General features: G+C 65.5%; 21 protein-coding genes and 1 tRNA gene. 12 read left to right on the top strand and 10 right to left on the bottom strand.

Features of this window, described 5'->3' with window-relative positions:
- Positions 1-62: 62 nt before the first annotated feature.
- The 5 genes from AC1DFU_RS06550 (at position 63) to AC1DFU_RS06530 (ending at position 3299) form a co-directional block, all read left to right on the top strand.
- Complete coding sequence (locus tag AC1DFU_RS06550) at positions 63-518, top strand: PA2169 family four-helix-bundle protein (RefSeq protein WP_092291494.1); 456 nt, start codon at positions 63-65, stop codon at positions 516-518.
- 252 nt (positions 519-770) lie between these two features.
- Complete coding sequence (gene bfr, locus AC1DFU_RS06545) at positions 771-1259, top strand: bacterioferritin (RefSeq protein WP_441591392.1); 489 nt, start codon at positions 771-773, stop codon at positions 1257-1259.
- Positions 1260-1362: 103 nt separating this feature from the next.
- A tRNA-Cys gene (locus AC1DFU_RS06540) sits at positions 1363-1437 on the top strand.
- A gap of 341 nt (positions 1438-1778) precedes the next feature.
- On the top strand, positions 1779-2222 hold the full coding sequence (locus tag AC1DFU_RS06535) for a GNAT family N-acetyltransferase (protein ID WP_092291498.1): 444 nt from the start codon (positions 1779-1781) through the stop codon (positions 2220-2222).
- Positions 2223-2315: 93 nt separating this feature from the next.
- Positions 2316-3299: a quinone oxidoreductase family protein gene (locus tag AC1DFU_RS06530; protein WP_441591391.1), complete on the top strand. Its 984-nt coding sequence runs from the start codon at positions 2316-2318 to the stop codon at positions 3297-3299.
- 15 nt (positions 3300-3314) lie between these two features.
- Here AC1DFU_RS06530 and dmeF read toward each other — a convergent pair whose 3' ends face one another.
- Together dmeF and AC1DFU_RS06520 are read right to left on the bottom strand one after the other, a co-directional pair.
- Entirely contained in the window at positions 3315-4316 is a 1002-nt protein-coding gene (gene dmeF / locus AC1DFU_RS06525) for a CDF family Co(II)/Ni(II) efflux transporter DmeF (RefSeq protein WP_441591390.1), read from the bottom strand.
- A 106-nt stretch (positions 4317-4422) separates the two neighbouring features.
- Complete coding sequence (locus tag AC1DFU_RS06520) at positions 4423-5340, bottom strand: LysR family transcriptional regulator (protein ID WP_092291504.1); 918 nt, start codon at positions 5338-5340, stop codon at positions 4423-4425.
- Positions 5341-5511: 171 nt separating this feature from the next.
- Between AC1DFU_RS06520 and AC1DFU_RS06515 the strand changes: the two genes are divergently transcribed.
- Together AC1DFU_RS06515 and AC1DFU_RS06510 are read left to right on the top strand one after the other, a co-directional pair.
- Positions 5512-6390 carry an alpha/beta fold hydrolase gene (locus AC1DFU_RS06515; protein ID WP_092291506.1) on the top strand — a complete coding sequence of 293 codons (879 nt, stop codon included), beginning with the start codon at positions 5512-5514 and terminating at the stop codon, positions 6388-6390.
- 445 nt (positions 6391-6835) lie between these two features.
- Positions 6836-7423, top strand: a complete 588-nt coding sequence (locus AC1DFU_RS06510; RefSeq protein WP_255370706.1) for an acyloxyacyl hydrolase — start codon at positions 6836-6838, stop codon at positions 7421-7423.
- Positions 7424-7434: 11 nt separating this feature from the next.
- On the opposite strand, the gene AC1DFU_RS06505 is transcribed toward AC1DFU_RS06510, so the two are convergent.
- Positions 7435-8868: an aminotransferase-like domain-containing protein gene (locus AC1DFU_RS06505; RefSeq protein ID WP_092291510.1), complete on the bottom strand. Its 1434-nt coding sequence runs from the start codon at positions 8866-8868 to the stop codon at positions 7435-7437.
- Between the two features lie 299 nt (positions 8869-9167).
- Here AC1DFU_RS06505 and aptA point away from each other — a divergent pair, with 299 nt between their 5' ends.
- Complete coding sequence (gene aptA / locus AC1DFU_RS06500; RefSeq protein WP_092291512.1) at positions 9168-10499, top strand: omega-aminotransferase AptA; 1332 nt, start codon at positions 9168-9170, stop codon at positions 10497-10499.
- A 43-nt stretch (positions 10500-10542) separates the two neighbouring features.
- Entirely contained in the window at positions 10543-12069 is a 1527-nt protein-coding gene (locus AC1DFU_RS06495) for a CoA-acylating methylmalonate-semialdehyde dehydrogenase (protein WP_441591389.1), read from the top strand.
- Between the two features lie 57 nt (positions 12070-12126).
- Here AC1DFU_RS06495 and AC1DFU_RS06490 read toward each other — a convergent pair whose 3' ends face one another.
- The 3 genes from AC1DFU_RS06490 to AC1DFU_RS06480 all read right to left on the bottom strand — a co-directional run bounded on the left by AC1DFU_RS06490 (position 12127) and on the right by AC1DFU_RS06480 (position 13898).
- Positions 12127-12417 (bottom strand): contact-dependent growth inhibition system immunity protein, encoded by a 291-nt coding sequence (locus tag AC1DFU_RS06490; RefSeq protein WP_144199064.1) that lies wholly within the window; start codon positions 12415-12417, stop codon positions 12127-12129.
- Positions 12418-12423: 6 nt separating this feature from the next.
- Positions 12424-13254, bottom strand: coding sequence for an RNase A-like domain-containing protein (locus AC1DFU_RS06485; protein ID WP_441591388.1), 831 nt, complete (start codon positions 13252-13254; stop codon positions 12424-12426).
- Positions 13255-13481: 227 nt separating this feature from the next.
- Complete coding sequence (locus tag AC1DFU_RS06480; protein ID WP_441591387.1) at positions 13482-13898, bottom strand: WapI family immunity protein; 417 nt, start codon at positions 13896-13898, stop codon at positions 13482-13484.
- Positions 13899-14048: 150 nt separating this feature from the next.
- On the opposite strand from AC1DFU_RS06480, the gene AC1DFU_RS06475 reads away from it, so the two are divergent.
- Entirely contained in the window at positions 14049-15458 is a 1410-nt protein-coding gene (locus AC1DFU_RS06475) for an amino acid permease (protein WP_441591386.1), read from the top strand.
- On the opposite strand, the gene AC1DFU_RS06470 is transcribed toward AC1DFU_RS06475, so the two are convergent.
- The gene (locus AC1DFU_RS06470) at positions 15455-16861 is read right to left on the bottom strand and encodes an aminotransferase-like domain-containing protein (protein WP_092291520.1); all 1407 of its coding nucleotides are present in this window, start codon (positions 16859-16861) and stop codon (positions 15455-15457) included. The genes AC1DFU_RS06475 and AC1DFU_RS06470 overlap by 4 nt on opposite strands.
- A 176-nt stretch (positions 16862-17037) precedes the next feature.
- On the opposite strand from AC1DFU_RS06470, the gene AC1DFU_RS06465 reads away from it, so the two are divergent.
- The gene (locus tag AC1DFU_RS06465) at positions 17038-17376 is read left to right on the top strand and encodes a DUF2917 domain-containing protein (protein WP_092291522.1); all 339 of its coding nucleotides are present in this window, start codon (positions 17038-17040) and stop codon (positions 17374-17376) included.
- 234 nt (positions 17377-17610) lie between these two features.
- The gene (gene icmF, locus AC1DFU_RS06460; protein WP_441591385.1) at positions 17611-20925 is read left to right on the top strand and encodes a fused isobutyryl-CoA mutase/GTPase IcmF; all 3315 of its coding nucleotides are present in this window, start codon (positions 17611-17613) and stop codon (positions 20923-20925) included.
- A 27-nt stretch (positions 20926-20952) separates the two neighbouring features.
- On the opposite strand, the gene AC1DFU_RS06455 is transcribed toward icmF, so the two are convergent.
- The 3 genes from AC1DFU_RS06455 to AC1DFU_RS06445 all read right to left on the bottom strand — a co-directional run bounded on the left by AC1DFU_RS06455 (position 20953) and on the right by AC1DFU_RS06445 (position 23403).
- Positions 20953-22482 carry a T6SS phospholipase effector Tle1-like catalytic domain-containing protein gene (locus AC1DFU_RS06455; RefSeq protein WP_441591384.1) on the bottom strand — a complete coding sequence of 510 codons (1530 nt, stop codon included), beginning with the start codon at positions 22480-22482 and terminating at the stop codon, positions 20953-20955.
- A gap of 94 nt (positions 22483-22576) precedes the next feature.
- Positions 22577-23038 (bottom strand): DUF3304 domain-containing protein, encoded by a 462-nt coding sequence (locus tag AC1DFU_RS06450; RefSeq protein WP_313818144.1) that lies wholly within the window; start codon positions 23036-23038, stop codon positions 22577-22579.
- Between the two features lie 14 nt (positions 23039-23052).
- The gene (locus AC1DFU_RS06445) at positions 23053-23403 is read right to left on the bottom strand and encodes a DUF3304 domain-containing protein (protein WP_222944701.1); all 351 of its coding nucleotides are present in this window, start codon (positions 23401-23403) and stop codon (positions 23053-23055) included.
- Between the last annotated feature and the right edge of the window lie 69 nt (positions 23404-23472).

Raw genomic sequence — 23472 nt, 5'->3', positions numbered from 1 at the left:
TGTTCCACGCGATGTGCCGCCGTGGCCTCACGGCGCGCCTCCGATGTGAGAGGAGTCCAACAATGGCTGACAACAACGTTTCCGTACTGAACGATTTGATCGAAGTCTCGCGCGATGGCGAGGAGGGCTTCCGCAAGGCGGCCGAGGACGCCAAGAATCCGGAACTGAAGACGCTGTTCTCAAGCCGTGCCACCGAGTGCGGCGCGGCGGTGCGCGAGTTGCAGAGCCAGGTGATGGCCCTCGGCGGCAAGCCCGAGGACCACGGCAGCGTGGCCGGTGCGCTGCATCGCGGCTGGGTGAGCCTGCGCAGCGCGGTGGCCGACCGCACGGACCTCGCCATCCTCGAGGAAACCGAGAAGGGCGAAGACGTCGCCAAGAAGAAGTATGGCGATGCGCTCCAGGAAACCGACCTGAGCTTCGACATCCGCGCGCTGATCGAGCGCCAGTACCAGGGGGTGCTGCGTAACCACGACCTGATCCGCGATCTGCGTAACCGCTATCGCGCGAGCGGCGAATAACCGCTTCCGGATCGGCACGAAGGCGCTTCCCTAGGGAGGCGCCTTTTACATTGGGGATTATGTTCGCGCGTGCCGAAAGGTAGCTGAATCGGAATCGCAATCATCCGCAAAATCATCCGCATCGTGTCGTAAAGCCCCGTCTGGCAAGGGATTTATTAACGCGATTTTCCCTATGTATGCTTGATCTTCTAGCCTCGGCTATTAACATGAAAATCGTCCACCGTGGTGTGCAGGCGTTTTGGGGTCAATGTCATGAAAGGCGACAAGAAAGCTATCCAGTTACTGAACGGCCAGCTGCGTCACGAGCTGACCGCGATCAATCAGTATTTCCTGCACGCGCGCATGTATCGGCACTGGGGGTTGAGCGCGCTGGGCAAGCATGAGTACGAGGAGTCCATCGAGGAGATGAAGCACGCGGACAAGTTGATCGAGCGCATCCTGATGCTCGACGGCCTGCCCAACCTCCAGGATCTGGACAAATTGCTCATCGGGGAGAACGTCGAGGAGATGCTCGGCGGCGACCTGAAGGTGGAGTTGCTGTCCCAGACGAGCTGCAAGGATGCCATCAAGTACTTCGAGTCGATTAGCGACTATGTGTCGCGCGATGTGGTGACCGATATCCTCTCGGACACCGAGGACCACATCGAGTGGATCGAGACGCAGCTGGAACTCGTGCGCAAGGTCGGCGTGCAGAACTACCTGCAATCCGCGATGGGCGAGCTGGGCGAGTCCCACGCCTAGACGGCAGGCAGGCAGGCAGGCGCTCTGCAGAGTTCCAGATCTTCGGCTACACTGCGCCCCGCACACTGAATGCAAGGCGCCCGCCAGGGCGTCCAGACTCCGGGGCGGGGTGGCAGAGTGGTGATGCGACGGCCTGCAAAGCCGTTTACGACGGTTCGATTCCGTATCCCCGCCTCCATCTCCTTCCTGCCGTTTTCCCTCCTGCTTTCCCTCCTGTTCTCCCTCGTTCATTGCCTTCGCCGGATCTGACCAATCTGTCATCTGGAAGGACTATCATTTTCTGCCGGGCATTTGGCGGATAACGCCGAGCCGCTGGCGCATTTCATGCTCGTTCCGCAGGCAGATACGCCGCAAGCGTTGAGTACGCCGCAACGCGGAGTTTCCCTGTGGATATAGCGCCCCGATTGCGATAATGTTTTGCCGCGCGTGCACCAAGTGTCAGCACGTGAGGCAGGGTTCACCATGCAGGGCTTCCATGGCGTTTCCGTCCCCAGACGATGAGAGAAACAGAGGCTCCCGATGATTAAAGATCTGCGAGTGCGTGCGGCGCAGCCGTCGGATATGCCTGCCATCGCGGCAGTGCTCGAGCGCTGCAACCTGCCGGTGGACGAACTGCCGCGTCTGGTGGGCGAGTTCCACGTGGCCCTGATGGAGTCGGAGCTGGTGGGCTGCGCCTGCGCCGAGCGCTTCGGCGATACGGCCATCGTCCGCTCGGTGGCCGTGCTGCGCGAATGGCGCGACCAGGGCGTGGCCAGCCACCTCGTCAACGCGGTGATGATGCGTGCCCGCGCCAACGGCACGCGCCGCGCGGTGCTCCTGACCTCGAGTTGCCCGAGCTACTTCGCCCGCTACGGTTTCTCGCTGATCCACGCCTCCAAGCTGCCCCCAGAAGTCCTCGAGAGTGAGGAATTCCAGCGCCTGCGCAACACCAGCGCGTTGTGCATGTGCGCGGTGCTGACCTGATGGTTTTTCCTTGATTGGCCCGCCTTCGGCAAGGTTTTACAAAAGCGACAATAATCGGGGCTCCAATTCTGCAAGCCTGACCAGGGAGACCCCATGACGACCACTGTCCGTGCCATCCGCCTCCAGGAATTCGGCGCGCCCGAAGTGATGCAGCTCACGCCGGTCGAGCTGCCGGCGCCGGCGGCCGGCGAGGCGCGCGTGCGGCATACCGCCATCGGCTTCAACTTCATCGATGTGTACCAGCGCCGCGGCACCTATCCGCTGCCGGTGGGCACGGGGCTGGGCCACGAGGCGGCCGGCGTGGTGGAGGCGGTGGGCGCGGGCGTGACGGACATCGCCGTGGGCGATCGCGTGGCGTACATGAACGCCGGCCTCGGCGCCTACGCCGAAGCGCGCAACGTGCCGGCGGACAAGCTGGTCAAGCTGCCCGACAACCTCAGCGACGAGCAGGCTGCCGCCGTGATCTTCAAGGGCATGACCGCCCAATATCTGGTGCGCCACACGCACGCCGTGAAGCCCGGTGACACGGTCCTGGTCCACGCCGCCGCCGGTGCCGTGGGCCAGATCCTGGCCGGCTGGGCGAAGGCGCTCGGCGCGCGCGTGATCGGCACGGCCGGCGGCCCGGCCAAGTGCGAGCGCGCCCGCGCGGCGGGTTGCGACATCGCCATCGACTACAAGCAGGCGGATTGGGTCAAGCAGGTGCGCGACGCCACCGGCGGCCAGGGCGTGACCGTGGTCTACGACGCCGTGGGCAAGGACACCTTCATGGGCTCGCTCGATTGCGCCCAGACCTTCGGACTGGTGGTGCTGTACGGCGGGGCGTCCGGCCCGGCGCCGGCCATCGAGCCGGAAATCCTGAACAAGAAGGGCTGCCTGTTCCTGACCCGGCCCTCGGTGTTCCCGCACAACGCGGACCCGGCCCGCTTCCGCGCCAATGCGAAGGACCTGTTCGATGCCATCGCCACCGGCCAGGTGAAGGTGGAGATCGGCGCCCGCTTCCCCCTGGCCGAGGTCGCCCGCGCGCACGAGGCCGCCGAGCGCCGCGAGACCACCGGCGCCATCCTGCTGCTGCCGTAATTCGACGGGTTTCGACTAGTGCGGATGACGATGACGGGCCGCCCGGCGCGGTGCCCCGTCATCGCACAGGCTGATCTCCACGCTCACGTGGGCCAGCTCCTCATGGATCGATAGCGCCTGCCGCACGCGCTGCGGCGTGAGCGTGGCGTCGTGCGTGACCAGGCTGGCGATGCAGGCGAACTGCTCGCGGCCCACGCGCCAGACGTGCAGGTCGGTCACGCGCGTGCCGTCTTCTCCGTGCTGGAACTCGGCCAGCACCTCTCGCACTTCGTCCACAACAGGGTGGTCCATCTCGCGGTCCAGCAGCACCGTGCCGCTCTGCCGCATCAGCCCGATCGCCCAGCGACCGACCAGCGCCGCGCCCACCAGCCCCATCACCGGATCGAGCCAGCTCCAGCCCAGCCACCAGCCGCCCGCCAGCGCCACGATGGCCAGCACCGAGGTGGCTGCATCGGCAATCACGTGGATATAGGCCGAACGCAGGTTGATGTCGTGATGATGGTGATCGGCATGTCCGTGGTGATCGTGCGCATGCGCATGGCCATGATCGTGCCCGTGATGGGGCGCGCCGCCGAGGATGAACGCGCAGCCCAGGTTCACGAGCAGGCCGATGGTGGTGACGGCCATCGCCTCCTGGTAGTGGATGGCCTGCGGGGTGAATAGCCGTTCGACCGAGCCGGCGATCATCAGCGCGGCCACGCCCAGCAGGACGATGGAACTGGCGAAGGCCGCCAGCACCTCGATCTTCCACGTGCCGAAGGTGAAGCGGGCATCGTTGGCCAGCCGGCGCGCGGCGGCGTAGGCGAAGGCCGAGAGGCCGATCGCCAGCGCGTGGGAACTCATGTGCCAGCCGTCCGCCAGCAGGGCCATCGAGTTGAACCAGAGGCCGGCGGCAATCTCCACCACCATGGTGGCGAGCGTGATCCACATGACCAGGCGCGTGCTGCGCTCGGCTGCCGGATTGCCGGCATTGAAGACGTGGGAATGGGTCCACGCGGACAGATCGTGCGTGTGCATGTCGGGAGGGAGTCTGGAGTGGTTTGGGGGGGCGCTGCCCAAGCGTACCAGTCATGGCGCGCCCGGTCACCCGCCACCCTGCCGCCGGCAGGGGTAGCCGCGCCGGCTACCAGCCGTGATAGGGCGCGGTCTGCTCGTACGCGCCGAGCCGTTCGGCCAGAAAGTCGACAAAGGCACGCACGCGGGCCGAAAGTTTGTCGCGCGTGAGATACACGGCGTAGATGTCCGCCGGCGGCGAGGCCCAGTCGGCCAGCACCTGCCGCAGCCGGCCCGAGCGCAGCAGCGGCGCCACCTCCCACTCCGAACGCAGCACGATGCCATGCCCCTGGAGCGCCCAGTTCGCCGCCGCCTCGCCATCGTTGGTCGCGGCATGGCCGCGCACCTTCACGGTCTCCTGCCGGCCGGCCGACTGGAGATGCCACGTGCCGTAGGCCGATTCGCTCTCGCGGATCACAATGCAACGATGCTGTTGCAATGCGCGCGGCGAGGCCGGCTCGCCGTGCCGCGCGAGGTAGGCCGGCGACGCGCACAGCAGCCGGCGGTTCGGCGCGAGCAGGCGGGCGTTGAGCCGCGCATCGGGCAGGTCACCGAGGAGGATGCCGACGTCGTAGCCTTCCTCGGCAAGGTTCATCGCCCGGTCGGTCAGTTGCAGCTGGACTTCGACATCGGGATAGACCTGCAGGAAGTCGCTGACCAGCGGGGCGATGTGGCGCCTGCCGAATCCGAGCGTCGCGTTCACCCGTAGCAGCCCGCGCGGCGCCACCCGGCTGCCGCCGAGGCCCTGTTCGAGTTCCTCCAGCTCGGCCAGGATGCGCCCGCCCTGGGCCAGGTACGACTCGCCCTCGGGCGTGACCGACAGCCGGCGCGTGGTGCGGTTGAGCAGTCGCACGCCCAGCCGCGCCTCCAGCGCCGCCAGCCGCTTGCTGGCGGCCGAGGGCGTGACGCCAAGCTGCTGCGCCGCGCCGGCGAGGCTGCCGCGCTTGACCAGCAGGACGAAGAAGGCGAGATCCGAGAAGGTGTCCATGGGTGGCGGCAATTCGTGAATCGAGCGCACGAATGAAGTTCGGTTCGCGCAATTATAGCGATGGATTCCGCGATTACACTGCCCGCCGATGCGCATCCCATGCGCGGCGACTACCATGGCACGGCTTGCCACATTGACGCATCGTCGCATCAAGGACCAAGGAGACAGCCGATGTTTGAAGGATTCAGAACACACCGGATCGACAGCCAGGGCGTGGCGATTCACGCCGTGGTCGGCGGGGAGGGCCCGCCGCTGCTGCTGCTGCATGGCCATCCGCAAACGCATGTGATCTGGCACAAGGTGGCTGGCGAGCTGGCCCGGCATTTCACGGTGGTGGCCACGGACCTGCGTGGCTATGGCGACAGCGACAAGCCCGTCGGCCTGCCGGATCACGCGAACTACAGCAAGCGAACCATGGCGGCCGACCAGATGGCGGTGATGCGGGCGCTCGGCTTCGAGCGGTTCCGCGTGCTGGCGCATGATCGCGGGGCACGCGTGGCGCACCGGCTGGCGCTCGACCACCCGCAGGCCGTGGAAAAGCTCGTCACGCTGGACATCGCCCCGACGCTGGCGATGTATGCCCAGACCTCGGAAGCCTTCGCGCGCGCCTACTGGCACTGGTTCTTCCTGATCCGGCCCACCCCGTTCCCCGAAACGCTGATCGAGGCCGACCCCGACCTCTACCTGCGCCAGACCATGGGCTCGCGCAGCGCCGGCCTCGCCCCGTTCACCGAGGCCGCGCTGGCCGAGTACCTGCGCTGCCTGAAGCTGCCCGGCGCCGCCCACGGCCTGTGCGAGGACTATCGCGCCAGCGCCGGCATCGACCTGGAGCATGATCGCGCCGACGCCGAGGCCGGACGCCAGGTGGAGTGCGAAATGCTGGCCCTGTGGGGCGCCGACGGTGCGGTCGGCAAGTGCTTCCAGCCGCTGGAGGAGTGGCGCAAGGTGGCCCGCCGGGTGACGGGTCATGCCTTGCCGAGCGGTCACTATATTGCGGAGGAAGTGCCGGAACAGCTACTTGCGGAAGTGCTGCCGTTCCTGCGCGGCTGACGGGCGTCGTTATCGGCACAGATTGTGTGCGTCGGGGGAACAGTGTGTTGTACGATCCGCCGCGCTCGGCACAGTGCACGGTTCGCCGCTCACTGGCATTATGGCGAACTGAGGACTTTTGGCATGGTCTGACTGCGCAGTGTTTGACTCGGCAGAGTTCGGGGCAAACATACATTCACGGATGGATGTATAATCCGCGCACATTTCCATTCCAAGACCCCCTCAGAAGTCCCTTTCCACAATGACGTACCGATTTATTGCAGGTTGCCTCGCCGTCTGGCTCGGAATTTGCGTTGCCGCGAGCTGGTTGGTCGAGCGACTCTGGGCCTGATCGCCCGCGTTCCTTCTCGGAAGCGGGCAGGGCCCGTCAATCGCGCCGAGTTGTGTTGTCGAGCCATCTCTCTTCGTAGTCCTCCTCATGAAGACAGAACAACAAGAACGCCGCATGCATTCCGCCCTCTCCGCTCGTACCCTGTTTATCACCCGGACTCTTGCCGTTGCCGCGCTGGCCGCGGGCGCCACGTCGGCCGCCAGCGCCGAGGAACTGGTTGGCTGGAGCCATCCCGCCGTGCACGTGGCCTATGGCCGTGATCCCGGCCATAACATCAACAAATACGAACTCGGGCTGAACTTCAACACCCCGATCCAGTACGGCAATCCGCAAGGCTGGCTGTTCCGCCTGCAGGGCGAATTCAACGTCGCCGGATGGGATGCACGTAGCGGCACCAACCAGCAGAACCTGTTCGAGTTTGGCGTATCGCCGATCCTGCGCGTGGAAAAGCGCGGTGGCTATTTCGTGCCGTTCGCCGAGGCGTCGGTGGGGCTGCGCGTGCAGTCCCACACCGGCACGTCCGACGAACACCGTTCGGGCACGGCGTTCCAGTTCTCCGACATGGTCGGTATCGGCGTGGGCTTCGGCAAGAATGCCAACACGGAAGCGGGCTTCCGCTTCCAGCACATCTCCAACGCCAGCATCAAGGGGCCGAACCCGGGCAGCAACTTCTACACCGGGTACGTGCGTTACCGCTTCTGAGGCGTCTCAGGCTAGGCCGCGCGCGGCAGTTGGCCGGCGCGGCAGGCCTCGAAGAATGTCCACAATGCCGGGGCGTCGCTCGTCGCCACGTTGAAGCGGATCCACGGGGAATCGGTCTCGTCGGGCTCGAAGTACGAGCCCGGTGCCAGCCAGATGCCGTGGTCCAGCGCCAGCGTGGCGAGGCGGCTTGCGGGCGGCGCGTCGTCGCCCCGCAGCCGCGCCCAGGCGAACATCCCCCCTTCGGGCCGCAGCAGCACCTCCAGCCCGTGCGCTTCCATCTTTTCCGTCACGCGATCCTGTTGCGCGCGTAGCCGTTCGGCCAAAGCCGCCACGTGGCGGCCATAGTGGCCGCTGGTCAGTACGGAATACACCAGTCGCTCCGTGACCTCGGACGAGGTCAGTCCCACCGCCATCTTGGTCCGCGCGAAAGCCTTCGCCAGATCCGGGCTCGCCGCGAGGTAGCCCACGCGCAGCGACGGCGTGATGGTCTTCGAAAATCCGTTCACGTAGACCACCTGCGAGAGGCCGTCCATCGCCGCCAGCATCGGCGAGCCGGCCGGAGCCAGTTCGCGGTAGATATCGTCCTCCACCACCAGCAGCCGGTGCTGTTCGGCCAGTTGCAGCACGCGGAAGGCGTTCATGCTCGTCAGGCTGGCGCCGGTGGGGTTCTGCAACACCGTGTTGACGAACAGCGCGCGCGGGGTGTGCTGGCGGATGGCGTCTTCGAGCGCGTCGGTATCGAGCCCGGCCGCCGTGCGCGGCACGCCCACTACGCGCAACCCGGCCAGCCGCAGGATCTGCAATAGATTGCAATAGCAGGGCGCTTCCACGAGGACCGTGTCCCCAGGGCGCAGCAGCGTGCGCACCACGAGGTCCAGCGCCTGCGTGGCGCCCTGGGTCAGCACCACCTGCTGCGCCTGCACCGGCATGCCGTACTGGCTCATATGCGCGGCGATGTGCTCGCGCAGCGGCGCGAAGCCATAGGGATGGCCGTAGCCCGAGACCTGCGCGGCCGGCACGCGCGCGGCGCTGCGCATGGCCTGGTGCAGCCCTTCCTCGTTGAGCCAGTCGCCCGGCAGCCAGCCCGCGCCGGCCTTGATCGGCACGGAATGGTCGGCGAACACATCGGAAAGCAGCCAGGCGGCGTTGAGCCCCGGCGCCTCCCAGTGGGGCGCGCGGGCATGGCCGGCCGGCGCGTGGCGGTGCGCCACCGTGTAGCCGGAGCCGGGGCGCGCCGCGAGGTAGCCCAGCGCGGTCAGCCGGCCGTAGGCTTCCGCCACCGTGAACGTGCTGACGTTGTGCTGCTGCGCAAAGCGGCGCACCGAGGGCAGGGGGGTGCCGGCACGCAGCGCGCGGCGGTCCACTAGCGCGGCGATGCCGGCCACGATCTGTTCGGTCAGGGTGTCGCCGCCACGGCGGCTGCGGACGAGGTTCAGGTTAAGCATCAGGCACTCGGCAGGGCGCGAAACCTGTACAGTGTACTGGTTACCGCGCCGCGCGACCGGGCACCTTTCCCATTGGTGCGGTGCAGCGGTGAAGCGCCGTATCACCGTCGATCCGGGCCGCCGTGTGGCTTCGCGCCCCAATCCGCTATCTGTACAGTCGAGGCTGTCTACACTGTACGGTAAGGCAGCGATCTCCCGACCGTATATTCGTGCGGCCCGACCGCGCCGGTAGAGTTGCCGGAATCCGTGCCGGGGCGCTTCGCTCCGCGCCCCCTACCCCTGATTGCTGAGGAGAAAGTATGGACGCCGCCAAGACCGTGATCCCCGATATGGATGCCCTGTGGATGCCGTTCACCGCCAATCGCCAGTACAAGGCCGCCCCGCGCCTGCTGGCCTCGGCCAGCGGCATGTACTACACCACCCACGACGGCCGCAAGGTCCTGGACGGCTGTGCCGGCCTCTGGTGCGTGGCCGCCGGCCATGGCCGCAAGGAAATCGTCGATGCCATCGCCCGGCAGGCCGCCACGCTGGACTACGCGCCGCCGTTCCAGATGGGCCATCCGCTCTCGTTCGAGGCTGCCACCAAGCTGGCCGCGATCATGCCGAAGACGCTGGATCGCATTTTCTTCACGAACTCGGGTTCGGAGTCGGTCGATACGGCGCTGAAGATCGCCCTGGCCTACCACCGCGCGCGGGGCGAAGGCCAGCGCACGCGCATCATCGGCCGCGAGCGCGGGTACCACGGCGTGGGCTTCGGCGGTATGGCCGTGGGTGGCATCGGCCCGAATCGCAAGACCTGGTCGGCCAACCTGATGCCGGGCACGGACCACCTGCCGGCCACGCTGAACATCGCCGAGGCTGCGTACTCGAAGGGCCAGCCGCAGTGGGGCGCCCACCTGGCCGATGAACTCGAGCGCATCATCGCGCTGCACGATGCCTCGAACGTGGCCGCCGTGATCGTCGAGCCGCTGGCGGGTTCGGCAGGCGTGTTGGTGCCGCCGGTCGGCTATCTCGAGAAGCTGCGCGAGATCACGAGCAAGCATGGCATTTTGCTGATTTTCGATGAGGTCATCACGGCGTTCGGCCGCCTTGGCACCGCCACCGCCGCCGAGCGCTTCAACGTGACGCCAGACCTGATCACGATGGCGAAGGCCATCAACAACGCCGCTGTGCCGATGGGCGCCGTGGCTGTGCGCCGCGACGTGCACGACACCGTGGTCAACGCCGGCGCGCCGAACGGCATCGAGCTGCTGCACGGCTATACCTATTCCGGCCATCCGCTGGCGTGCGCGGCGGCTATCGCCACGCTGGACCTGTACCAGCGTGACAACCTGTTCGGCCGTGCCGCCGAACTGGCGCCGAAGTTCGAGTCGGCCGTGCATGGCCTGCGCGGTGCGCCGCATGTGAAGGACATCCGCAACCTGGGGCTGGTGGCCGGCGTGGAGCTGGAGTCGCGCCCCGGCCAACCGGGCGCGCGCGCCTACGAGGCCTTCCTGAAATGCCTCGAGCGCGGCGTGCTGGTGCGCTACACCGGCGACATCCTGGCGTTCTCGCCGCCGCTGATCATTTCCGAGGCGGAGATCGACCAGTTGTTCGATACCGTCAGGCAAGTGCTGAACGACGTGCAATAAGCCCGTACAGGGGCTCGCCAAGACAGACTGAGAGGAATACGCAGTGAACATCGCTGAAAACCGGCAGATCGCCGAAATCCATCACTACATCGGCGGTAGCGTCCGCCGCGCCGCCGCCGAGGGTACCGGCCGTTTCGCCGAGGTATTCAACCCCGCCACCGGCGAGGTGGCTGCGCGCGTGGCGCTGGGCAGCGCCGAAGACGTCGGTGCCGCCGTGGCCGCCGCCAAGGCAGCGTTTCCGGCATGGTCCGAACTGGCCCCGCTGCGCCGCGCGCGCATCCTGTTCAAGTTCAAGGAACTGCTGGACAAGCATCATGACGACCTGGCCGCGCTGATCACGCGCGAGCACGGCAAGGTGTTTTCGGACGCCAAGGGCGAGGTCACGCGCGGTATCGAGGTGGTGGAGTTCGCCTGCGGCATCCCCAACCTGCTCAAGACCGACTTCACCGACAACATCGGCGGCGGCATCGACAACTGGAACCTGCGCCAGCCGCTGGGCGTGGTGGCCGGCATCACGCCGTTCAACTTCCCGGTGATGGTGCCGATGTGGATGTTCCCGGTGGCGCTGGCCTGCGGCAACACCTTCGTGCTCAAGCCGTCCGAGCGCGACCCCTCGCCAAGCCTGCTGATCGCCGACCTGCTCAAGCAGGCCGGCCTGCCCGATGGCGTGTTCAACGTGGTGCAGGGCGACAAGACCGCCGTGGACGCGCTGCTGGCCCACCCGGACGTGCAGGCGCTGTCGTTCGTCGGCTCCACGCCGATCGCCGAGCACATCTACACGGAAGGCACCAAGCACGGCAAGCGCGTGCAGGCGCTGGGCGGCGCCAAGAACCACCTCGTGGTGATGCCGGACGCGGACCTGGACCAGGCCGTGGACGCGCTGATCGGTGCCGCCTACGGCTCCGCCGGCGAGCGCTGCATGGCGATCTCGGTCGCGGTGGCGGTGGGCGACGTGGCCGACAAGCTCGTGCCGCGCCTGGCCGAACGCGCCCGCGCGCTGAAGATCCGCAACGGCATGGACGCCGACGCCGAAATGGGCCCGCTGGTGACTGGCGTGCACAAGGCCAAGGTCGAGGGCTACATCGCCAAGGGCGAGGCCGAAGGCGCCACGCTGGTCACGGACGGGCGCGGCCACAAGGTGGACGGCCACGACGGCGGCTTCTTCGTCGGCGGCACGCTGTTCGACCACGTGAAGCCGGACATGACGATCTACAAGGAAGAGATCTTCGGCCCGGTGCTGTCCGTGGTGCGCGTGCACGACTTCGCCGAAGCCGTGGACCTGATCAACCGCCACGAATTCGGCAACGGCGTGTCGTGCTACACCAGCGACGGTGGCATCGCCCGGGCATTCTCGCGCCAGATCCAGGTCGGCATGGTGGGCATCAACGTGCCGATTCCCGTGCCGATGGCCTGGCACTCGTTCGGCGGCTGGAAGCGCTCCCTTTTCGGCGACCACCACGCCTACGGCGAGGAAGGCGTGCGGTTCTACACGCGCTACAAGAGCATCATGCAGCGCTGGCCCGACAGTATCGGCAAGGGCGCCGAATTCACGATGCCGGTGGCGAAGTGAGGGTGTAGGGAAAGGTCGTAGAAGTGCGAAACGGCAGGATTTTGACCCTGCCGTTTTTTATTGTCGAAGCACCCTTGCAATCTCATTCAGGAACGATTGCGTGGTGTAACCCCATAACGCCGGGTCAGGCTCACCGCCAAACAGATTCTCAAATGCTGCATCCAGATCGAAAGGGTGGTCTGCCTTTATGTTTTCTATCTCGCGCATCACGCTCTTGCGCATGTCAGGATCCGATTGACGCATGTAGGTCTCGACGATTTCCTCGATATTTTCTCCCCACATGTCCGCGTCCTCGTTAAAGTAGCCGATGATAAGGTGCCAAAGTTGAGGGTATTTGGGTGTCGCCATCTGGAGTCAAAGTCCGGTATAGGCCGTCACTATATAGAACGGCATGTCGTTGTAGCTGACGGGTTCCAGCACTACAGTAACGCTAGTGGCGTCATGCATCTTGCCTGAATTCCGAAACAGCACTTTCCCTACAGGTTTCCCCAAGCTAGATGTGAGGACCAGTCGGCCTTTTCCGGTGGCGGCCCATCCCGCTATTCGATTTTGCTCCCGACGCATGACGTCGGAAATCGCCCATTCGGCAGTGTGCAGATTGGTGAATGTCGATACCCTACCCCGCTTCGACTCCCGTACCAAACGGGCGCGCAATTGGGCTTCAGTTTGCCCGATGTGTTTCAGGATCGTATGCCCGCCCAAGCCGCCCGCAGTTTTCGCTTCATGCTGCATCAAATTGATGCGCCCCAGCGTAATGCTCGCCACCCGCGCGGCCTTCAACATCCCCGCAAGCCCGAAGCCTACGCCGATGTCCAGCGACAGCCCGATGTTGTTGGCCATATCGGGCGGCGCCCGCATTGTGTGGGCCAGCTTGGCGGCGCCCCGCTGGGTCAGGGTTGCCGTGTCGCGCCCGGGCCATGCCTGCCGCATGCCCCGCCAGGCGGTGTCGGCGCCATGCATGCCAAAGGCGATGCAACCTGCCTTGGTGACCCCGGTCGGCTCCGGTGCGATGCATAGCACCCCGGCACCGACCATCTCCAGCACGCCGCCGACGATGTCCAGGCCGCCCCACAGGCGGTTGCTCATCGTTTCAGCGGGGCTGATCGAGCGATGCGCAAGCACCGCAGCCAACTGCGGCGCGCTCAGGACTACGCGCACGCCTTCCATCTCGTCCAACTGAGCCATTGCAACCTACCTCCTGTCAGAAAAGGAGGATCGACGCTAGCTGTTCAACGGCCAGACACATTTGAGATATCTCAAACCGCGCGGGTTCGTAACGAAAATGTTGCAGTGGCCTGAGGCTGGCTTGGTTCTACACGCGCTGCATGATGCCGGTGGCGAAGTGATGGTGAGAAGTGCGGAATGGCGGGTGTGTGGACTCCGCAGTTTCTTATTGAGGCAGCCTAGATGGCTCAACCAGAAAAGGACAGAAGCGCGTCGATCCCTCGCAGAAGTTCGCCTAGGAAGGACTGATCCAGCCCACATTGCCCTGTAATCCATGCGCCAACGGGTGGTGCTGGCTGAAACCGCCAGTCGCCAATGATCTGCCCTTGATCAAGCGTTCGCAATATCAGCGAAAAGCCAGCTTCAACACCTGCCAACTCGGCTGTTTGTCCCACCTGGAGTTGGGTTTGCATGGTCTCCAGCTGTTGTTGAAACTGCCGCAATTCCCCAGGCATGACACTCCATGCCCCCTCGGCGCGAATGCCCGGGGCAGTCAAGTCGATCTGGACATCGATCCATTCGAGATAGGGTCCTCCCGGTTCCTCACGCCGCGCGGAAACCGGCCTGATTTGAAGCTTGAAGTCGTCTGTGTCAAGGGTCAGCATGGGCCAATAGTACATAGCGCAACGCACTGAAATGTTGAAAATGTCATCAGAGGGAGTCAATGCGTGCGAGAGACCCAGCCGATATTCCCCTTCCCCAAACCGTCCCCAAGCACAACAATGATCTGACCCACCCCCGTCGGAGCCCTCGCCATGAGTCTGTTTCGCACCAAGAACATCGATGCCATGCTCGAGGTCAGCGCGCACGACGGGTTGCGCAAGGTGCTCGGGCCTGGGGATCTGGTGATGATGGGGATTGGCGCCATCATCGGCACCGGGATCTTCGTGTTGACGGGGACCGGGGCGCTCACGGCGGGGCCGGCGTTGACGGTGTCGTTCGTGATCGCGGCGATGGCGTGCGGGTTTGCGGCGCTTTGCTATGCCGAGTTTGCGTCGGCCATCCCAGTGTCGGGGTCGATCTATACCTATAGCTACGCCACGCTGGGGGAGATCGTGGCGTGGATGATCGGGTGGGATCTGCTGCTCGAATATGGGCTGGCCACGTCGGCGGTGTCGGTGGGGTGGTCGGGGTACTTCCAGTCGCTGGTGGCCGGATTCGGGATTCGGCTACCCGTGGCGCTCACGGCGGCGCCGGGGGCGGTGCCCGGTGTGGAGACCATGCTGAACCTGCCGGCCGTGCTGATCATGCTGGCGATTACCTGGGTGGTGTCTTACGGCGTGCGCGAGTCGGCGCGGCTCAACAACGTGATGGTGGCGATCAAGGTCAGCGTGGTGCTCCTGTTTATCGTCGTGGGCGTGTGGCATGTGCGGCCGGTCAACTGGGAGCCGTTCGCGCCGTTCGGCATGACCGGCATCTTCAACGCCGCCGCGCTGGTGTTCTTCGCGTTCATCGGCTTCGACGCGGTGACCTCGGCGGCGGAGGAGGTGCGCAACCCGCGCCGGGACCTGCCGATCGGCATCATCGGCTCGCTGGCGGTCTGCACCATTCTCTATGTGGTGGTGGCCGCCATCATGACCGGCATCGTGCCGTACGCGAAGTTCGCGGGGGTCGATCACCCGGTGTCGCTGGCGCTCCAGTACGCCGGGCAGAACTGGGTGGCGGGGTTTGTCGATCTCGGCGCCATCCTCGGCATGACCACGGTGATCCTCGTCATGACCTACGGGCAGACGCGGATCATCTTTGCGATGTCGCGCGATGGGCTGCTGCCCGAGGCGCTCTCGGCCGTCCATCCCGTGCACGCCACGCCGTTCGTCGCCACCTGGACGGTCGGGCTGATCTTCGCCGCCATCGCCGGCTTTGTGCCGCTGAACGTGCTGGCCGAGCTGATCAATATCGGCACGCTGGCAGCCTTCACGCTGATCTCGATTGCCATCCTGGTGCTGCGCCGCACCCGGCCGGACCTGCCGCGCGGCTTCCACTGCCCCGGCGTGCCCGTGGTGCCGCTGCTGGCGGTGGGGTTCTGCCTGTTCCTGATGGCGCACCTGCAATGGCTGACGTGGGTCGCCTTCCTGTGCTGGCTCGCGCTCGGGCTGGTGGTCTACTTCGCCTACTCGCGCCGCAACGCCGTGCTGCACAACCACGGTGGCGACGCGGAGGGCTAGCTGTCTCGCGATCCGGCATCGGCCAGGAACGCGCGCGAGCGCGCTTCCCCAGCATAGGCCGAGTTGATGCGCACCCAGGGCGTGGTCTCGCCGGCCGGGCGGAAGAAGTGCCCCGGCGCCAGCGCGATCCCGTACTGCTCGCCGAGCGTGACGAGGTCGCGCGAGTCGGCCATGCCGCGCGGCCGGGCCCACAGGAAGTTGCCGCCCGCCGGCTCGCAGAACACGTCCCAGTTGCTCTCGCCGAGGATCTTCACCGCATCGGCGGTGACCTCGCGGGTGCGCACGCGCAGCCGCTCCACATATTTGCGATAGGCGCCGCGTTCCAGCATTGTCGCCGTCACGGCTTCGGCGAAATGCGAGCCGGCCACGCTGGTCAACACCTTCACGTCGATCAGGTCCTTGACCAGCGCCTTGTCGGCCACGAGGTAGCCCACGCGCAGCGCCGCCGACACGGTCTTTGAGAATCCGCCTATATAGATGACGTGCTCGAGCTGATCGAGCGTGGCCAGCCGGTCGGTGAACGTGAGCTGGAAGTCCGAGAAGATGTCGTCCTCGACGAAGCGGAAGTTGTGCTTGCGCGCCAGTTCGAGCAGGCGGAACGCCACCGGGGGCGTCAGCGTGGAGCCAGTGGGGTTCTGGAGAATGCTGTTGGTGAAGAACAGCTTGGGCTTGTGGTCGCGCAGCAGGCGCTCGCAGGCTTCCGGGTCGGGGCCGTTCGGGGTGTGCGGCACGCCCACCAGCTGCACGCCGTGCAGCCGCAGCAGGCCGAACAGGTTGTAGTAGCCGGGGTCTTCGACGAACACGGTGTCGCCAGGCTTGAGCAGGTGCCGCACGACGAGGTCGAGCGCCTGGCTGGCCCCAGTGGTGATCAGCACCTGCGACAGCTCGGCCTGCACGCCCACCTGCCGCACGCGCGTGAGCACTTGCTTGCGCAGCTCCGGGTGGCCGAGCGGCGTGGCGTAGTGGATCACACTGTCGATGTCATGCCGGGTGATATGGCGGATGGCCTGCGTCAGCCCCTCCACATCGCGCCATTCCTCGGGCACGAAGCCGCCAGCCAGCTTCAGCGCGCCGCTGGGGTGGTGGAACTGGTCGATGATATGGACCGACAGGTCTTCGGCCAGGCTCGGGTCGGACCAGCCCCGGCCGCTGCGGCCGGCCAGCGTGCTGTCCGCCACATAGAAGCCCGAGCCCTGCCGTGAATCGAGCAGGCCCTGCGAGACCAGTCGGTCATAGGCCTCGATAACCGGGAAGCGGCTGATGTTGTGTTCGGCGGCCAACTGGCGGATCGATGGCAGGCGGGCGCCGGGCAGTGCCTCGCGCGAGCTGATCCAGGCTTTGACGGCGAGCACGATCTGCTCGGTCAGCGGTACACCGGTGGAGGGGTCGAGGACGAGCTTCATGGCGGGGGCGGCGGGGCGTGGCGGCGAACTGTCAGCAAAAACTACTGAACAGTTCATCGAAAACTGTTCGGAACTGTGCATGGGATTGTAATCCTCGCCATGAATAATGGAAGCGTGGCGGAGGCGTCCGCGTAGACCATCGACGCCGCTCCGCCGGGCAGAACAAGGAGACCCCCATGCGTGAACTCAGGACCTTTGAACTCGATGAACCGGGCAAGCCCGTGAGCTGGCGCGTCCGGCATGGCCAGAGCGTTGCCGTGCTCGAAGGCCGGCTGTGGCTGACCATCGAAGGGCAGGCCGCCGATATCTGGCTGCGGCCGGGCGACATCTTCGCGCTACCCGAGGGCGCGCAGGTCTGGCTGTCGGGCGAGTCGCTGCTGGCCCGCTTCCAACTGGCCGAGACCCCCGCGCCGCTCTCGCTCCAACGTGCCGCCGCCATCGCCCGGCAACTGCTGCGCCGCTGGCGCGCCCGCAAGACGGACGCCTTCGGCGACTGCCCGCAGATCCACGCCTGAGCCTCCGCAACGCCGCGCGGCGGGCAAGTGCCTGCCGCGATCCATCCGGGCCAACCCCGCTGGTCCAATCCCTCCCGCCATGCGAGGATGCCGCCATGACCCTTGGCGCGCAGCCTTCCTGCCCGCCTTGCCTTACGTTAACGTAAACGTCATATAATCGTCCGGCCCCGTCAGTGCGGTCGTCAGAACCGCCGGCGCGTGGCACGCCAGCCACATATCCGAGCGGTGGAGACAATGACTGATCTTTCCGATGTGAGCAGGACCGCGGCGCCCAAGCCGCGCGCAGCCACGGGCAAGGGCCCCATTTCGCCCACCACGCCCGCTTCGCCGACCAACAAGGTGCGGTTTGTGACCGCCGCGTCATTGTTCGATGGCCACGACGCCTCGATCAACATCATGCGGCGCATCCTCCAGTCCCACGGCTGCGAGGTGATCCACCTGGGGCACAACCGCTCCGTGCACGAGGTGGTGACCGCCGCGCTGCAGGAAGACGCCCAGGGCATCGCCATCTCCAGCTATCAGGGCGGGCACGTCGAATACTTCAAATACATGATCGATCTGCTGCGCGAGCACGGCGGCGAGCACATCCAGGTGTTCGGCGGCGGCGGCGGCGTGATCGTGCCGGACGAGATCCGCGAACTGCAGGCCTACGGCGTGGCGCGCATCTACAGTCCCGAGGACGGCCAGCGCATGGGCCTGGCCGGCATGATCGCCGACATGGTGCAGCGCTGCGACATCGACCTGACCCGCTACGCGCCCACCTCGCTCGATGCCGTGGCCGGCGGCGACCGCCGCGCGCTGGCCCAGCTGATGACCGCGCTCGAGAACGGCCGCGCCGACCCGGTGCTGGTCGAGACCCTCCATGCCCAGGCGAAGACCGCCACAACGCCGGTACTCGGCATTACGGGGACGGGCGGTGCCGGCAAGTCGTCGCTGACGGACGAGCTGATCCGCCGTTTCCGGCTGGACCAGCAGGACGCGCTGTCGGTCGCGGTGATCTCGATCGACCCGTCGCGGCGCAAGTCCGGCGGCGCGCTGCTGGGCGACCGCATCCGCATGAACGCGATCAACCATCCGCACGTTTTCATGCGCTCGCTGGCCACGCGCGAGGCCGGCTCGGAGATTTCCCAGGCGCTGCCGGACGTGATTGCCGCCTGCAAGGCGGCGCGCTTCGATCTGGTGATCGTGGAGACGTCCGGGATCGGGCAGGGCGATGCGGCCATCGTGCCGCACGTGGACCTGTCGCTCTATGTGATGACGCCCGAGTTCGGCGCGGCGAGCCAGCTCGAGAAGATCGACATGCTCGACTTCGCCGACTTCGTCGCCATCAACAAGTTCGACCGCAAGGGCGCGCAGGACGCCTGGCGCGACGTGGCCAAGCAGGTGCAGCGCAACCGCGAGCAGTGGCACAGCAAGCCCGACGAGATGCCGGTCTATGGCACGCAGGCGTCGCGCTTCAATGACGATGGCGTGACGATGCTCTATCAGGGGCTGGCCGCCGCCCTGGCCGAGCGTGGCCTGGCGCTGAAGCCCGGCGTGCTGCCGGCCACCAGCGGGCGGATCTCGACTGGCCAGAACGTGATCGTGCCGCCGGCGCGCAGCCGCTATCTGGCCGAGCTGGCCGACACCGTGCGCGCCTACCATCGCCGCGTGGCCGAGCAGAGCCGGCTGGCGCGCGAGCGCCAGCAACTGCGCGCCGCCGGGGCGATGCTAAAGCAGTCCGACGCCAGCGGCGATACCGCCGCGCTGGACACGCTGGCCGCCGACCGTGACGCCGCGCTCGGCGCCGTGGAGCGCAAGCTGCTGGCGATGTGGCCGCAGATGCAGCAGGCATACAGCGGCGACGAATACGTGGTGAAGATCCGCGACAAGGAGATCCGCACGGGGCTGGTGACCACCACGCTCTCCGGCACCAAGATCCGCAAGGTGGTGCTGCCGCGCTTCGAGGACGACGGCGAGATCCTGAAATGGCTGATGCGCGAGAACGTGCCGGGCAGCTTCCCGTACACGGCCGGCGTGTTCGCGTTCAAGCGCGAGGGCGAGGACCCCACCCGCATGTTCGCTGGCGAGGGTGACGCATTCCGCACAAATCGCCGTTTCAAGCTGGTGTCGGAAGGGATGGACGCCAAGCGCCTTTCCACCGCGTTCGACTCGGTCACGCTCTACGGCGAAGACCCGCACCTGCGCCCGGACATCTACGGCAAGGTCGGCAACTCGGGCGTCAGCATCGCCACGCTCGACGACATGAAGGTGCTCTACGACGGCTTCGACCTGACCAGTCCGAGCACGTCCGTGTCGATGACCATCAACGGACCCGCGCCGACCATCCTGGCGATGTTCATGAACACCGCCATCGACCAGAAGCTGGACAAGTTCCGCGTCGACAACGGCCGCGAGCCGACCGCCGACGAGGAATCGAAGATCCGCGCCTGGGTGCTCCAGAACGTGCGCGGCACGGTGCAGGCAGACATCCTCAAGGAGGATCAGGGCCAGAACACGTGCATCTTTTCCACCGAGTTTTCGCTGAAGGTGATGGGGGACATCCAGGAGTACTTCGTCCATCATCAGGTGCGCAATTTCTACTCGGTGTCGATCTCGGGCTATCACATCGCCGAGGCCGGCGCGAACCCGATCTCCCAGCTCGCGTTCACGCTCTCGAACGGCTTCACCTACGTGGAGGCCTACCTCGCGCGCGGCATGCATATCGACGACTTCGCGCCGAACCTGTCGTTCTTCTTCTCGAACGGCATGGACCCCGAGTACAGCGTGCTCGGCCGCGTGGCGCGCCGCATCTGGGCCGTGACGATGCGCGACAAGTACGGCGCCAACGACCGCAGCCAGAAGCTCAAGTACCACATCCAGACGTCGGGACGCTCGCTGCACGCGCAGGAAATCGACTTCAACGACATCCGCACCACGCTGCAGGCGCTGATCGCCATCTACGACAACTGCAACTCGCTGCATACCAACGCCTATGACGAGGCGATCACCACGCCGACCGGCGAATCGGTGCGCCGCGCGCTGGCGATCCAGCTCATCATCAACCGCGAATGGGGCGTGGCGAAGTGCGAGAACCCGAATCAGGGCAGCTTCCTGATCGAGGAGTTGACCGACCTCGTGGAAGAGGCCGTGCTGCAGGAGTTCGAGCGCATCGCCGAGCGCGGCGGCGTGCTCGGGGCGATGGAAACCGGCTACCAGCGCGGCAAGATCCAGGAGGAGTCGATGTACTACGAGCAGCTGAAGCACGACGGCAGGCTGCCGATCATCGGCGTGAACACGTTCCGCAATCCGGAAGGGGACCCGACGCCGCAGAAGCTGGAGCTGGCGCGTTCGAGCGAGGAGGAGAAGCAGAGCCAGCTGAACCGCCTGGCGGAATTCCAGCAGGGCCACACGGCGGACGCCCCGGCGATGCTGGAGCGGCTGCGCCAGGCCGTGATCGCCAACCAGAACGTGTTCGCAGTGCTGATGGACGCCGTGCGCGTGTGCTCGTTAGGGCAGATCACGCACACGCTGTTCGAGGTCGGCGGGCAGTATCGGCGCAACATGTAGGAGTGGATGCAGGCAGCCGACGCAACGCTAGAAGAAGGTGCGGTAGCGGAAGTAGCCGTTTGTCCGCGCCGTGGACTCCATCTTTCCGGTGGGTCGGAACGCGCACCGCGAGTCGTGGATGTAGTCGTCCATGAGCTTGTGCACGCTTGGTGGCAGGGCGCCCGGCGCTTCCAGTGCTGCCAGCAGGCGAGCCGTGGCGGCATCCACGCGCGGCGCGTTGGCGATGCTCGGGCCTACGCGGCCTCCTGCGGGAATAGGCGGACGCATCGCCACGCGCAAGCTTCGGTGGTGGGTGGCAAAGTCCTCGGCCCCTTCACGCAGGTCGATCTGGTCGGGGTCCTTTCTCGCCCGCTGGTAGAAGCGGCGTCGCTCCAGCGCCTGGCCCGGCAAGTGCAGGCCGCTGCGCCATTGCAGGTACTGATGGGTATGCGCCTCGAGGAAGGCTTGCGTTGCCGGCTTGCCGGTGGCACTTGGCGCGATGCCACAGGTCGCATAGAAGTCATTGACGGTGGCGATCAGGTCCGGGGAGCAATGGAAGGCCCGGGCGAGGCCGGGGTCCTCCTGGATTTCATCGGATGACAACAGCGGCACACCGCCGACGAGCGCCGCGTGGTGCATGTCGATCAGCGGTATCTGCGATAACTGCGGTGACAATCCCCAATCCGGCATCGCCTTGCCTTGATCACCGGGCCGGTAGCCGCCCCCCACGTCTGAATGCATGCCGGGGTAAGCCACCTGCTTGCCACGCGCCATTTCCAGCGGAAAACTGCCGCGCTGTTCGTGCAGGGCGATGAAATGCACGCATTGTTCGATGGCGGGGTGGATGGCCATATGGGCGCCCCAGGAACCATGGCCGTCGGCGCCCGGAATGCCGTCGGGGATGCCGACTGCAGCGACCGTATCGAACAGGCCCATGAAGTGGATGCGAATCGGTATGCCAGCCAGCCGGTAGACGCCATCTTTCTGCGCAAGAAATTCGAACAGCCAATGGGCGAATGCGCGGGCTGCGGCGGCGCCGCGAGAGAATCCGAACACCGCGACATTGATCCGCGTGACCTTGCGCTCGCGGTCTGCCACCACTTTCGCCAGTTTGTTCTCCCAGGTCTTGAACGCGAGCTTGCGCATGGGATCATTCGGGTCATAGCTCATGCCTGATACGACGGCTCTCATCACGTGATCTGGGAGCATGTCGACCTGTGTCAGATAGAAGTGCACCGAATTCAATACGCTGAGAATCGCCCAGTGAATGCGATTGGCACCGCGAAATCCGGCCCCCAGCCCGAGCGGGCCACCATAGTCGCCGATTTCCTTGAATGGCGTGCCGACGCCCGGAATGTAATGGGCGAAGATGCCCTCTTCCGGCTTGTCTATGCACGCGTCATACAGGCGCGCGACATTGCTGTGCTTATTCGCCTCCGCTTGTGTGCAGCCAAGCCCAGGCTCGTTCCAATCCTTGTTGTTGCCCGTGCCATCGAAGAACAGACTGACAAACACCTGGCCCTGGCACTGCGCCGGGTCCCGCTTGAAAACACAGGCCATTACCCGCGCTCGCTGCATCGTTTCTCGTAGCGAAAGTTCGCGCTGTCCATTCGCAGGCATCGGTGCAGGTATCGTAAGGTTGTATGGCATATTGCTCAGGCTCGGATGTACTTCACAATTTGGCTTCGTCGCCTTTAAGCGGATAGTCCGGATGCCCGAGGCCCATCATGGTGACGAACACCTTGACCTCGCCGCCGCGCAGGAAATGGACAGCGAACCGGCCGCCCTCGTCGGGGCCATACCGTGGCACTTCCACGTCGCGCTCCATGGCGTTTTCTCCACCCCAATCGCTCCACCAGACCTTTACCGTCATACCCGGCTTGTAAGCGCGTGGAATGCTTGTACAACAGGTGAATTTTCCGCCGCCACGATGTGCTCCCAAGTACGCACCGCCATACTCGTTGACCCCAAAGCGGTAGATGCTCCTGTCGGTGTGGTTGTAGCCCACCAGATTCAACGTCATCTGGTCTTCGGTGCATCCGGTCAGTGGCAGGCACAGCCCGGCCAATAGGCAAAGACGCCAGACTGACGGGAACCATTTCGTTTCGCGGCGATGACGCGTATTGGCAGGCATGGACGAAGTCTTTGTCACAGTTCGGCATCCTCACCCTTGAGCGGATAGTTGGGATGCCAGTAGCCCATCATGGTGACGAACACCTTGACCTCCCCGCTGCGCAGGAAATGCACGGCAAATGCACCGCCTTCATCTGGTCCATACCGTGGCACTTCCACAATGCGCTCCATGGCGTTTTCCCCACCCCAGTCACTCCACCAGACAGTGACCGTCATCCCAGGTCGGTAGGCGCGTGGAATGCTGATGCAACAGGTATGTCCCCCGCCGCCGCGGTGTGCTCCCAGGTAGCCACCGCCATATTCGTTGACGCCAAAACTGTAGATGCTCCTGTTGGTATGGTTGTGGCCCACCAGATTCAACGTCATCCGGTCTTCGGTGCACCCGGTCAGTGGCAGGCACAGCCCGGCCAATAGGCAAAGACGCCAGACTGAGGG

The sequence above is a fragment of the Cupriavidus sp. 10L45 genome, from assembly GCF_056395225.1.
Note: the sequence above shows the minus strand (reverse complement) of the source record. Positions and strands in the feature narration are given on the sequence as shown.